Annotated in this window: 11 protein-coding genes and 3 pseudogenes; 3 read left to right on the forward strand and 11 right to left on the reverse strand. The window is 44.6% G+C overall.

Annotated features, from left to right (window positions below; genetic code table 11):
* Window positions 1–380: 380 nt before the first annotated feature.
* Both D7M11_RS33525 and D7M11_RS33530 read right to left on the reverse strand, forming a co-directional pair.
* A pseudogene (locus tag D7M11_RS33525) lies at window positions 381–572 on the reverse strand (cyclase family protein); the annotation flags it as partial.
* Window positions 573–825: 253 nt separating this feature from the next.
* On the reverse strand, window positions 826–1734 hold the full coding sequence (locus D7M11_RS33530; RefSeq protein WP_120751640.1) for an AraC family transcriptional regulator: 909 nt from the start codon (window positions 1732–1734) through the stop codon (window positions 826–828).
* Window positions 1735–1935: 201 nt separating this feature from the next.
* Here D7M11_RS33530 and D7M11_RS33535 point away from each other — a divergent pair, with 201 nt between their 5' ends.
* The gene (locus D7M11_RS33535) at window positions 1936–3270 is read left to right on the forward strand and encodes an ABC transporter substrate-binding protein (RefSeq protein WP_120751641.1); all 1335 of its coding nucleotides are present in this window, start codon (window positions 1936–1938) and stop codon (window positions 3268–3270) included.
* Between the two features lie 63 nt (window positions 3271–3333).
* Window positions 3334–5484, forward strand: a complete 2151-nt coding sequence (locus tag D7M11_RS33540; RefSeq protein WP_205127146.1) for a glycosyl hydrolase family 28-related protein — start codon at window positions 3334–3336, stop codon at window positions 5482–5484.
* A gap of 62 nt (window positions 5485–5546) precedes the next feature.
* On the opposite strand, the gene D7M11_RS33545 is transcribed toward D7M11_RS33540, so the two are convergent.
* The 9 genes and pseudogenes from D7M11_RS33545 to D7M11_RS33580 all read right to left on the reverse strand — a co-directional run bounded on the left by D7M11_RS33545 (window position 5547) and on the right by D7M11_RS33580 (window position 12045).
* Window positions 5547–6458, reverse strand: a complete 912-nt coding sequence (locus D7M11_RS33545) for an AraC family transcriptional regulator (protein ID WP_120751642.1) — start codon at window positions 6456–6458, stop codon at window positions 5547–5549.
* 280 nt (window positions 6459–6738) lie between these two features.
* Window positions 6739–8184, reverse strand: coding sequence for a DEAD/DEAH box helicase (locus D7M11_RS33550; protein WP_120751643.1), 1446 nt, complete (start codon window positions 8182–8184; stop codon window positions 6739–6741).
* A gap of 24 nt (window positions 8185–8208) precedes the next feature.
* Window positions 8209–8436, reverse strand: a complete 228-nt coding sequence (locus D7M11_RS33555) for a DNA-binding protein (RefSeq protein ID WP_120751644.1) — start codon at window positions 8434–8436, stop codon at window positions 8209–8211.
* Window positions 8437–8564: 128 nt separating this feature from the next.
* Window positions 8565–8693, reverse strand: a pseudogene (locus D7M11_RS33560) (cold shock domain-containing protein); the annotation flags it as partial.
* A 256-nt stretch (window positions 8694–8949) separates the two neighbouring features.
* The gene (locus D7M11_RS33565; RefSeq protein ID WP_193556348.1) at window positions 8950–9237 is read right to left on the reverse strand and encodes a hypothetical protein; all 288 of its coding nucleotides are present in this window, start codon (window positions 9235–9237) and stop codon (window positions 8950–8952) included.
* Window positions 9238–9290: 53 nt separating this feature from the next.
* A pseudogene (locus tag D7M11_RS33570) lies at window positions 9291–9575 on the reverse strand (HEAT repeat domain-containing protein); the annotation flags it as partial.
* A 2-nt stretch (window positions 9576–9577) separates the two neighbouring features.
* Window positions 9578–11119, reverse strand: coding sequence for a sulfatase family protein (locus tag D7M11_RS33575; protein WP_205127147.1), 1542 nt, complete (start codon window positions 11117–11119; stop codon window positions 9578–9580).
* 127 nt (window positions 11120–11246) lie between these two features.
* Window positions 11247–11609, reverse strand: a complete 363-nt coding sequence (locus D7M11_RS36215; protein ID WP_193556343.1) for a hypothetical protein — start codon at window positions 11607–11609, stop codon at window positions 11247–11249.
* Entirely contained in the window at window positions 11590–12045 is a 456-nt protein-coding gene (locus tag D7M11_RS33580; RefSeq protein WP_120751647.1) for a protein kinase family protein, read from the reverse strand. Before D7M11_RS33580 ends, D7M11_RS36215 begins: the two co-directional genes overlap by 20 nt.
* Before the next feature lie 536 nt (window positions 12046–12581).
* On the opposite strand from D7M11_RS33580, the gene D7M11_RS33585 reads away from it, so the two are divergent.
* Window positions 12582–13235, forward strand: a complete 654-nt coding sequence (locus D7M11_RS33585; RefSeq protein WP_120751648.1) for a DUF4362 domain-containing protein — start codon at window positions 12582–12584, stop codon at window positions 13233–13235.
* Window positions 13236–13306 lie beyond the last annotated feature (71 nt).

Consider the following 13306-nt stretch of genomic DNA (forward strand, 5'->3'; position numbering starts at 1 on the left):
GCCTTAGACATTGAGGAAAACCTTCCCATATACTGTGGGACGGTTATTTGTTGTACCCTTTTACCAGTATATCATCCTTCGTTTCGTTCATTAATAATTAAATATTGACAGCCTATTAGCTGGTATAACGCAATAACGGCTGCTCCGCAGCAACCGTTCAAGTATCGTGACCGTTTGCTGAAAAAGGTCAGATTAAGGAGCAGCAGATTTGTTCATCCGCTTAGCGGATATCAGATATAGAATTAGCACTACTCCAAAAAGGTTCCATAAACTCGGTATTGATGTGACAGTTAGATATAATCCATAAGGCAGGGACCAGACAAATACCATATACATTAGGATTCGTTTTTTTAAAAATGAACTTACTATGCCTAATATCGCGTACCCGCGTGGGTATTCAGCGTCACTGTCTCCGTTGCCCATGCTTTGCTCTCCGGGAAGTTGTTCGGCTGAAGGCCCAGCACCGCCGAGGCCTGTCTCGCTCCGTCTTCATGGCTTGCGTATTCGATCTTGGCAGGCAGCGGCTCGCGTATTCGCGGGCTGATCGGCACGCTCAAATCAATAAGTTTCATCTGTGTTTCCCTCTCTCCTTTATACTAACTACGAATCGTTCCGGCATCCTCGTCTTAGTGATTACTCAACTATCCTCCCGTTACTTCAACTGAAAAAATAGCAGTTGCCGTGGCGATCTGCTTCTTACGTCAGGCATAAAGACTGATACTATGATCAAGCTGCAATTTTTGCATGTCTCAAACAGTTTACCGTCTTTTGATGATCACCCAGCCATTTTTGTCATTCCATTTCACGTCGTAACCAATGCCTCAGCTACAAAACAGATTTATGGTGGTGAATCTTAGCCAGCACGGTGCGGGCGTATTCCGTCGGCGTCATATCCGTCGCTTTTTTGAAGCAGGACGAGAAATAATGGATACTGCTGTAGCCGAGCCTCTCCGCGATTTCGGTGTAGTTATACCGCTCTTCGCGGATCATCGATTTCGCCTCTTCGATCTTGAGATAAGTGAAATATTGCATGATGCCGAGTCCCGTCATTTCCTTAAACAAAGATTTGAGCCGCGTTTTGCCAATGAAAAAATGGTTGCATATTTGCTCGAATGTAAGCGGGGTGGAAATGCGGCTTTTCATATATTCGGTGATTTCTTCAATCAACTCCAACTTTCGTTTATCGTGAGGGATGATCGATACATCGGGTTTGCCTCCAATGCCGTGACGGCTGCTATGCCGGCGAAACAATTTGATCAAAAAAATCTCGAGGTAGTTTTTTATCAGATGCTCGCAGCCGAAGGGCGATCGTTCCTTTTTGCCGAGATACGGAGTAAATTGTGTATCGATCGGCGGATCGAAAGCTTCGAAGCCTTCTTTTAATAGCTCGGTAAGGATGGAGCGCTCATCCTTTTCCAACCGAAACGCTCTATTTTCGAAAAACAACATGGAGGGCGATTTCGACTCAAAAGAGACGATGATCAGATTCACAGCGTTTTTGGCTCCCCCGCAGTGGTATACATTCGGCGCGTAAAAGACGATATCCCCTTGCATTAATTGGAACCGACCGAAGTCGGTGAACACTTCCATCTCTCCTTTGTCCACATAAACAAACTCCCAAAAATCATGCTTTTCCCCCTTGTCATAGAAGCTTCTGGAAAGTTCGTAATAGTGGAATGTGTACAGTCTGTCGATAGCAAACTCCATGTGCAGATGATATTGTTTGCGGACCATATGTGTGTCCCTCCGACCAAAAACCGCAATTTATCGGCTATTTTCATAAAGACCGACTGAGCCGCAATCGTCTATGATAAAAGCGAGTCGCGCGGCTCGGACACATCGCTTTAAATGTTTATAAGATCACAATACGACTATATCAATACTCTCAGGAGAAGTTCAATGAGGATTTAGAAGCCAATAAGCGAGGGATCTGACATGTTGAAAGTCTGGAAGCAATGTTTTGTGCTGATGATTATTGCATCGGTAACGTCGGCTTGTACAAGCAAAGAAGCAAGCAAAATCGGAAATAAAGGGGTTGGCGGCGAGTCGGCGAAAGATTGGTCAAAAGAACCGATGGAACTTGTTTTCTTTGCCAACAATATGGAGACGCCTGAAGATATTAATTCCAGATATGGCGATCCACTAAGAAAAAAATTTCCCAATCTGACGTTCAAATACATACAAGCGACGAAGGGAAACACCTTGCAAGATTTGATTGCCGCGGGAGATCGTTTCGATATTTTCTTTAACGCAATCGGTCTTTTCGAAAGCCAGGCTTTTGAGAACGGAATTCAATACGACATGACCGATTTGATCAAGGCGCATAATATCGATTTAAACGTTCTAGAACCAATGCTGGTTAACGAGATCAAACGGGCTTCCGGCGGTAAAACCTATATGCTTCCGGTCCAAAATAATAATTTCGTGCTGTACTACAACAAAGAACTGTTCAATAAATTCGGGGTTCCTTATCCGAAAGACGGCATGACATGGGACGATATGGTAGGGCTTTCAATAAAGATGAGTAGAGTCGACGAAGGTACAAACTATTTCGGGTACAGCCATTACTCAGGTCTCACGCTGAGGCTGAACTCCTTGTCCATCCCAATATCCGAATCGACCGGCTCGGGCATGCCGATCATTAACAAAGACGAACGATGGAAAACGATTTACCAAAAATATTTCATCGAACCGTTCCATTCGCCGGTATATGAAGATCATTTCAAGAAAAGCGGAAATATCCCCAATCTATCCAATTTCTCCAAAGGGAATTTAGCCATGTTCCTTTACTTGTCATCTTTAATGCAGCTTGCCGACCCTTATTTGAAGGACGTTGATTGGGACGTGGCGGCCATGCCAACCTTGAAAGAGAATCCCGGTGTCGGCACGCAGGCTAATCCGATCTACATGGGCATTACAAAAATGGCAGGCAACAAGGATGGGGCTATGGAAGTTTTAAAGTATTTCATTTCAAACGAGTACCAGGTTGAAATGGCGCGGCAAGGCATTATTCCATCATTAAAGGACAAGGATGTCAAAAGCCAGCTTGGAGCGAGCGTAACAGGGAGTGCAAAAGGGAAAAATTGGGGTGCGGTTTTTTACAATAATTTCGCTCCATCGGCTCCAATGGGACCGTACGATATCAAACTGGCGTCTATTTACGAAAAGTATGCGGATACTTTGACCAAAGGCAAAGCCGATCTGAACACGGTATTGCGCCAGGCGGAGGAGGAGTCGGTAAAATACGTGAATGAGCAAAAAAGCAAGTAAAATGATAACGTTGTCGGAGCGATTACAAAACAACAAATATCGTGAAACGAGGAGTCGTTGAGAATGGAACAACAAAAAAACGAGGCCGGACAAACCGCTATTAGCAGAAGAAAACTGCTGATCTCGGCAGGGGCAGCAGGTGCGGTTTTGGCAGCGGAAGGTTTGTTGGGCGGTCCCATAGGCAAAGTTTATGGTACGAATGCGTCCGTATCGGAAACGGTCTACGACAAAAGGTCCGTTCATCGATTCCCGTTCAATGTCGATGTCATGAACGACGGGGTCATAAACGTGAAAGGGTTCGACGCGAATGGAGATGGGATAACGGATGATACGGCGTCCATTCAGATGGCTGTTGATGCCGCGTTAGCTATCGGTGGAGGAGTAGTGCTTTGCCCAGCCGGAACTTACCGTTTAAGTTCGAATATTACGTTTCCGTCAGATGTCACGCTTTGGTTTGTAAACGGTGCCAAATTTAGCATCGATAGCACTGTTACGGTAACGATCAATGGTCCTGTTACCGCGGGGGCGTACCCTATTTTTAGCGGTTCCGGTACGGTTGCCGGCAACATGAAAGTCGATGTAGTTTATCCCCAGTGGTGGGGGGCCAAAGGCGACGGAATCAACGATGACAGACTTTCATTGCAGAATGCTTTTAAATGCGCTTGCACCAATAATCTTACAGTCGACTTGCTCAATCATTATACTTACATGATTAACTCGTCTAACGGCAGTAGTATATTCGATCTAAACGGGCCGGTCCATATTGTAGGTCGTTCGACAATAAAGATAGGGTCGATCGGCGATTACGAAATGCTCTTTAACTTAAAAAGTGATAATATTTCCTTTGAAGATTTTACGATAGATGATCATACTGCGGGCAATCCCATGACTTCCCAAACGGGAACCATAGGGAAACGCCGAGTCTCGATTTACGGGTTTAATGCCGGTGTTATTCAGAATATACAGTTTAAACGCATCAGAATAAAAGATACATTAGGTGTTTGGCAAATTACCATGAAGGCCAAACATGTAATTATTGAGGACTGTATCATCGAGTACGCATCGACAGGGAGTCCGACATACGATAGAACGTGTTGTTATATGAATGGCGAAAATTGGAGCGTTCGAAATAACAGGTTTATCGGATCCCCCATATCCCACACATGCATGGAAACACATGGGTCCGAAATTACGGTAGATGGCAATTTCGTCAAAGATTTTGATGCCCCGTTATACATTGTAAACGATAACAATGCCGTTCCTTCGATAGAATCGGTCTCGATTGCCAACAACACGTTTATATCGCGGCAAGGCATCCGCTTATGGTTTGAAATTTCAAATTGCAACGTAAATACCGTGAATATTCACAACAACTCGATTACGGTTACGGGAGATCATTACGGCATTCTTACTCACTATATTGCAGGCGCAAACGTAGTTGTCGACCGGGTGCATATCACGTCGAATCATTTCAAGTTAAATGCACAGAACTATGCCTTTATCGAGCTTTACAACACGCAAGGCGGAGCGGGTTATACGGGCAGCGTCGTCTATAACCGGGTTTTTATCAATGACAACTCCTTTACCGGAACAGTTAAAGAGGCAGTCAAGCTGTATTCCCAACCTATCAAGCATCAGAGTTTCAAATATGTTGAGTTTAAGGGAAATACATTCGACATCGCGCAGCTTTACACCGACAGGCTAATCTATATGGTGGATACGCCTGTGGCGTTCGAAGACGTGCAGTTTAATGATAACGTATTCAATGTCCGTTCCGTAGCAAGCCCTTATACTTTAATCCGGATGTTTCAGGTTGGATACGTCGAAGCTAACCGGCCTGCTATTCACGGGAATGTGAAACTGAAGAACAAGAGCTATAGCATCCCGTCCGGTATTGCTTTCAATTACTCCAATACACAAGGAAACCTGGTGCTCGAGTCAAACGAGAGATTGGATCACAATCTGCAAACCGCTGCCGCCCTGTATATTTACAAAGGAATTTTGACCGACATTTACAATCAATCGATTACATATGATCAAGGCGCTGTCGCTAAACAGATAAGGAATGGTTCAGCCCCGCCGACTAGCGGAACTTATAACGCGGGTGATTATGTAAATAACGTCACCCCTGCAGCTGGCGGCTACATGGGCTGGGTTTGTGTGGCGGCTGGAGCTCCAGGAACGTGGAAGGGCTTCGGCGCTATCCAGGTATAATATTTCAGAATCCGGAGTTCGCCTCGAAGGCAGCTCCGGTTATTATTATCGATAAGGAACGTTTAGTTCTTAGTTCGATTTGTGAAGAGCATTCTGGCCCTCACGTTTCGAGCGTATTCCGTTGGGGTCATGTTAGTCGTCTTCTTGAAACAAGAGGAAAAATAATGAATGCTGCTGAAGCCGAGACGTTCGGCGATTTCCGTAAAGTTATATCGTTCTTCGCGAATCATCACTTTCGCTTCTTCGATTTTGAGATCATTGAAATATTGCATGACGCCGAGCCCCGTCAATTTTTGAAACAAAGCCTTCAACTGGGTTTTCCCGATAAGACAATCGAGGCAAATTTGCTCGATCGTCAGCGAGGAGCATAGACGGCTTTTCATATAATAAATGATTTGTTCCAAAAGATCCGCCTTTTTATTCTCCGGAGGGATGACCGGCAATGGGGGAGCGCCGCCCGCCCCGTTCTGCGGGCCACATCGGCGGAGAAGCTTGATCAATAATATCTCCAAATAATTTTTGATCAAATGCTCGCAGCCGAACAGCGATTGCTTTTTCTTGCTAAGATACGGGTAAAGCAACGTATCGATCGGAGTATCGAATGCTTCGAGCGCTTCCTTTAGCAGCTCGGCCAAAATGCTGCGCTCCTCCTGCTCCAGCCGGAACGCCTTGTACTCGAAAAAAGACATGAACGGCGCCTCGGATTCGAACGAAACGATCATCAGGTTTACCGCGCTCCTCGCTTTTCCCACGTGAAATCGATTCGGCGCATAGAAGGCGATATCCCCCTGCTTCTGTAGAAACTGTCCGCCGTCGACGAATATTTCGAGTTCCCCTTTGTCCACATAAACAAGCTCCCAGAAATCATGATTTTCCCCGTGTGTATAGAAGCTCTTGGCGAGCTCGTAATAGTGGAACGTATACAGCTTGTCGATTGCAAATTCCGTGTGCAGCGCATATTGTCTCCGCACCATGCTATCATTGCTCCCATCCAAATTCTACAATCATTTTGCCTTATACTATATCATCTTTGAAGCTGGAAAGATGGAGCGGTTAAACTCTCCGTTTACTTTAACGAGCAACTGCAGCCGACCATTGGCCGCCTGCAGTCATCAAATGATTGTACTATCGTAACCGTTAGTTGAATCAACCTTCTACGCTTTACCACATATATGTGATATGGTTCAGCGTATCATTCACATCAAACATTTTTCTTCTGGCAAGAATTTTTTATGTTTTCTGGTAACTTGCATCCTATTTCTTGTTCGCTTCATGGACCTTCAGCAGCTTCCCTTTGATCGTTGTATCCTTCATTTTATTGAGTACCAGGCGGCCTTTGCCGTTGAGAATATCCACATAGGAAAGATTGTCCTCAATGGTGATAATCCCTATATCATCCGCCGATACACCTTCGATTTTGGCAATGGTGCCGACAAAGTCTACTGCTCTGATCTTTTTTTTCTTCCCACCGTTAAAATATAGCTTCAGGATCTCTTGATCCACTCGGGAGCTCCTGTCCTTTTTGACAGCAGGTTGAATCCTCAACTTCGCTTCAAAAGAGGCTTTAGCATGTGCCGCTGCTTCCTTTGAAGGACTATTTTTATTGGGGATTTCAAACCCGATATATCTTTCAATGTTGATAACGAATTTCTCTTCATTCGGCGTAGCGAAGGAGATCGCTTTCCCCGTATTGCCAGCCCGTCCCGTTCTGCCGGTCCGATGCACATAGCTTTCATTCTCTAAAGGAAGGTCATAGTTGATCACATGACTGATGTTGTCTATATCAATCCCTCTTGCGGCTACATCCGTCGCAATCAGATAGCGGAATTCCCCTCGTTTGAACTCATTCATCACTTGAAGGCGATTATCCTGCTCCATCCCCCCATGGATTCTGTCACAGGGATATCCCAGCTTGTCTAATTCCTTAAACACAACATCGACCCTAACTTGCGTTCGGCAAAATATGATACAGCTGTCCGGATTCTCGACCATAGTGACGTCCCTGAGCAAGTTTAGCTTGTTGTCGTCCTTCACGATATAAAGGGAATGTTCAATTTGGCTTGTCGTTCTACCTGTCTTCATCTCAATATCCAGCGGATGCTTCATATACCGATGGCATAAATTCTCAACATCCTTGGGCAGCGTCGCAGAGAACAGCATGGTCATTCTATCCTTAGGCAACTCGCGGATAATCCTCTCCACCTGCTCAATAAATCCCATGCTTAGCATCTCATCGGCTTCATCTATCACAAGAAACCTTACTTGCTCCAGGTCAATGGTTTGTTTCTCGATATGATCCATTACTCGTCCCGGCGTACCTATGACAACATGATTTTTGTGCGTCAACTGCACCCTCTGCCTGGCAAAAGGCTGCTTTCCGTAAATAGCGGTTGCCTTGATTCGCTTATATCTTCCAATATTCATGATGTCCTGATTGACCTGATCTGCAAGCTCACGCGTTGGCGTTAGAATCAAGGCCTGAGGCCGATTCTCTTCCCACTCCACCATTTCACAAATCGGAATTCCATAAGCTGCGGTTTTACCGCTTCCCGTATGAGACTTGACGGTCATATCCTTCTTCTCAAGCGCGGAGGGGATCACCCTGCTTTGAACTTCCGTTGGCTTCTCGTACCCCAAGCTATCCAAGGCACGGATAATATCTTCACTTAATTTATAGTCCTTAAAACTTTGTTCACTCATTAAAAGACCCCTTTGTTGAACCACCTATGAATTTTTTAATATCTCATCAATTTCACTTTTCAATAACAGGTACCTGTGAACACTTCTCATGATCGGAACCTTGGTTAGTGTGCTTTTGTCTACATAAGATTTCATTTGATCTTTAGAATAACCTAACAAACTCCCTGCTTCTGTAACTGTTAAAACAACCTCGTTACTTGTGGCATTAAAGGTTTTTTTCACTTTTAGATTCCAATCTTCGAATTCAACCATAAATTTCACCCCCTCTTATTCTTTGCCAATAACTTACTTAATCTCTTATGCCGGTTATCCGGCCCCGTTAAGAAATAGAACAGCCACCCTCAACTCAATGAATGAAGGGCAGCTGTTCTTGATTTCTCTTACAACATCACAACGTTTTCAGCTTGTGGACCGCGGTTACCTTGCACTATGTTAAATTCAACGCGTTGTCCTTCGTCCAGCGATTTGAAGCCGTCACTGACGATCGCACTGAAGTGCACGAAAACGTCGCTCCAGAATTCATAAATTAACATGCAACTTTATTGTTAACAAAAAAATTAAAATTCACACATTGCAAAGGTTTCATCGCACAAATGAACACCTTTTGTAATATGTGAATCTAGGTCTCAGTTATATGATAACGTAATTATAACACTTATTCAGGAGAAAACAAGGAATAGTATTTATCAATCTAAGTTTGAAAACGTACGAAGCCTGCCACGAAGCAGGCTTCTTGTCTTATGGGAGTACTCAGAACTTTGCTCATTATTTACCGGCATATTCCTTTGTCGCTGTAGCCAGCATGGATTCCCAATTGGAAAAATCCGTCTCCCTCACCACATGCCGGTCAAAAAGTTCGCCGGAAATATTATTGACATCCTCATGTGTCTTTGCTTGAAAATTGCCTTTATCTAAAAACTCTCCAAAGCTCTTAAAACTGGAGTGCTTACTCATGAACGATTCACTAAACAACTTTTCTAAAGAAATATGATTCGGATCTTCTTCAATCGTTTTCTGGCCTTGTAATTCCTTCAACAACTCGTCAAATGATATAAGCTTATGCTTTTTCAAACTACCACCCCTTAATCTGTGTTATGGATCCTAGCCTATCTTGTCGATATCGAAGACCACTCATTTTCAAGCCAGTTATCAAAGTCAGCGCCTTTATCACCTTCGTAGGTATCATACACATCGAGTCTCATCTTTTTTAATTTCTCTTTAAACTCTTCAAAGGAATGACCTGCTGGCAAGCTTTTCTTAATTCTTACCAAGATTTTAGTCGTTCCTTTAATCAAGTCTCCTTTTTTCCTTGGCGGCAGTTGAATATCTTCGCCAAATTCTTTGAGTTTATGGAAAGCAGCCTCTTGAACTTTGTACACGGCATCATTATTGTTCATCTTTGAAACGCTTGCAGCGGCCCGGCATATGGCGCATGTTCGAATCGACATGGGTTCTCCGTTACCCGCGGGTCCTGCTGCTTGTGCAGCACCTCCATCAGCTCCACGTTCAGCTTCTTCTTGATGTCCGAATATTCCGGCCTGTCAGCCACATTCTCCATATAAAAAGGATCCTTCCGCAAATCGTACAGTTCCTCATACGGGCGTTTACCGAAGCCCAAACGGAACAGCGGCTTGATCTCCTCTTCATTTCGGTGATGAATCATCCATGCTTTAGTTGGGCTAGCATCCATATCGGCGTAGGCGACTCCGGTTTTCCAATGCAAGTCCTCGTAGGAGGGAGGCACGGTATTCGGATTGTCCAAGCCGCGGGGAGCGCCCATTGGCCAGCGGTCCGGCTCAAAATTGATGATGTACAGATATTCCTCAGTCCGAATGGCCCGCTGCGGATAAGGCAACTCGCCTTTGCGAGCGGAGCTGACATGCCTCTCCCGGCCGGTTACGACAAAGGTGCGCCCCGGGTCCACCTGACCGCTTATCTCGCTCAGCAAAACCGGTAGCAGACTGCATCCCGTCATCGATTCTGGGATCGGCATCCCCGCCGCCTCCAGAAAGGTCGGTGCCAGATCCATCAGGTTCACGAAGTCGTCGATGATCCGTCCCGGCTGGATATGACCCGGCCAACGCATAGCAAGTGCGACCTCGCAGCCGATATTGTACAGATTGCATTTGCCTCGCGGCATTCCAGGAATCCCGTGGTCCCCGCTCACGACGATCAGCGTCTCGTCGAGCTCGCCTAACTCCTCCAGCCGCTGCAGAATAATGCCTAGTCCGGTATCCATCGCTTGGCATTCGCCCAAATAATCGCAAACATCCTCTCGAACCTCCGGAACGTCCGGCAAAAATGCGGGCAGCCGGCCCATGAGATCGTCTGGATTCAGCCCCCATAGCGCCTTGCCGGAACCCTGCTCCCACGTACGATGGGTATTGGTCGGACCCCACCAATAGCAAAATGGCTTTCCCTCCGGCCGGGATTCCATGAAAGAGTCAAAGTTCATTCGAACTTCGTCTAGAAGCTCTCGCTTGGCTGCTTCTATCCCGATCTCCTGCGCGCGCTTGGTGACATGGTGAGAAAACTTGCCGAAGTTGGCGCCACCCGTTACATACGCGGTTCGCTTCCCGCCATACGGAGCATTGGCGGTTTTTCCGGGAGACCACACTTTGTAAGTGTGGCCGATGTGGTAGCCGTTTTTCTCCAGCTCAAGCGGATAAGTCGGAATCGTTTCGTCCCAGACGGCCCCGAGCAGAATGGCGCCGAGACCAGTCTGCCAAAAATATTGGCCGGACAGCAAGGAACTGCGGCAAGGTGTGCAGCTCGGCGCCGGAACGGAAGCATTCATAAAGAGCGCGCCTTCTCGGGCGATCCGATCGAAACTCGGAGTGGAGATAAGCTTATTGATAGAATCAGGTCCTTCGTGCTCGGCATAAATGCTGGCATAGCGTCCCCAGTCGTCGGCGAAAGCAAACAAGATATTCAAATCGAAATCACCTTTCCTTAGGAAGATTTTTAAGTCACCTCGGCAAAATAATCATTAGAGTGACTATTAAGCACGTCTGCCCGTTACTTCAATGATGAAGAGCAGGGAGACGGCTTCTTAAATGAAGTCAAAATGATAATAGAACATTCTCAATTTCTTTCCACTCTTTGAATCGAATGGGAACCCTCTTATGCCACACCGTAGCAATTTTTTCCCAGTGTTCCATGCGTCTGTTATACTTTTCAAACCATCCACCTAAGAAGTTTGGACTTGATACAAAGCCATAACAGAGTTCAGCCGCAATTGCTTTCCATTCCTCTTTTGGCAAAGGATTTATGGAATGATAACCTTTACAAAAGGAAAAAATCCCGTTTAAATCTAATGCCGACAAATGTAAACAACACAATAAATCTTCTCCTATGTAACCCTCGGTTCCTGCTCCATCAGTCCAATCCACCAAGGCAGCCACTTCACCATTTATTTTTAGCATCCGATGGAAAATGAAAATTATTTTTGGGTTTCTCAGTTGTTATCATCCAATTCCGATGGAACTTTCCTAAAAGCTGCCCCATATAAAAGGCTTCACGTTCTGGTAATTGTCCAGGGTGATATGTATGGCCACTTATCCATTCATTGACCTGATAAGTCTCATTTTCAACATGCGCTAGCAACTTGCCTTGTCTTGTTTTAATAAGAAGGGGAGCAGGAAAATCGTATTCCCGTAACGATTGACTTAGCTCAAGCCCCCGTATCATTCGGTCATATCTTTTTTCTACTCGTTCCTTATACCAAAATCTTTTTGCATACCACTTTTTTGATCCAGCCAGAATACAGAAACTTTCCTCCCAAAGACCGTACTGTATTCTTTTTACATCATTAGCCTTTATTCCATATTGTTCCTCAAGCGCTTTAATTAGCTTATCCATATAGTCATCGTCCTTAAGAAATATGTATCTCGCTTGTTACTATAACGCGCATCATAGAGAGCTGCCCTTGTGGCAGTCCCACAATATCGTAGTTAGCGTAATGCTTCCAGGTTTTTTTGCTCGTTCAAACGCTTCCCAGATAACTTCATAGTATGCCCCCTCCTAGTTTTACAATAATTGGTTAGTGTGAAGCTATGTTATTATACTATTAATAAATTGACAAACCTTAAAAACTCACGTTTGCTTTCTGAATAGAAACATACATTCGCCTACCATGCCTGAATATGGAGTTTTCAGAAAATGAGATCTTTGTTTATCTTTATATATCTCATTTTTTTGAAGGGAGGGTCTATCGAATAGCTACCGATCATCATCGCGTCAGCCTGATTAGTTGAGCAATGATTCATGTATAAATGCCGTTTCGAGTCGGAATAAACCACCAGCCATTTTTCCCTTTTTTTTCTATAAGGGTTGAAGGTAAAATAAATATTGTAAGGATAAATTCATGAGAATAATATTTAGAACGGAGTGATAGTTTGAGGAAATTTATACTAGGCATCCTTGTTGGCGCCCTTATATTTTCGGTTAATCGAATCGATGCCTCCAACTTGTTAGAAGTTGTTCAGTTCCCCGCAAAACTTATCATAAACGGGAGCCCTGCAGCACTGGATGCCGATCATCCTATGTTGAACTATAATGGATCTGCTTATGTTCCGGTCAGAATAATCGGCGAGGCATTACAATCTAAAGTTAAGTATCTCGATGACCCAGAAAGGACGATCTCAATAAACGACCCGCGTGCAAAACTGCCCCAAAACTATCCCGAAGACTTGGCTATTCTGAATGGGGATGTCGTTTATCTCTCCATGTCCAAGGCCTACAATGAGGTACAAATAAGTGATTTTCTTAATAATATACAAAAAAACGTTGGCGATTGGATACGGATTACCAGATACACCTTCGAAGGTGACCCTATCATTCAGTTGGTTTCATATAACGATGGAATTTTCAGATATACCCTTGATAACTCCCGCGATAAATTCGGCGCTACTGATATTAGGGTAATGGATTGTTCAGAATTGAATAAATCAAATGGAGAATTACTCGGACATAAGTATACCGAGCTTACTTTAAAAGGCTGCGGTCAGAATCAAGAATCAACCTCGCTATACAAACTATTTGACAAATAAGGAGTTAGTATTGGATATCCACCTTACGTTAGAGCATCACACATCAATCAGACTGTGCGCAACGAAGGCAG

The organism is Paenibacillus ginsengarvi (assembly GCF_003626695.1).
Taxonomy (GTDB): Bacteria; Bacillota; Bacilli; order Paenibacillales; family NBRC-103111; genus Paenibacillus_AB; species Paenibacillus_AB ginsengarvi.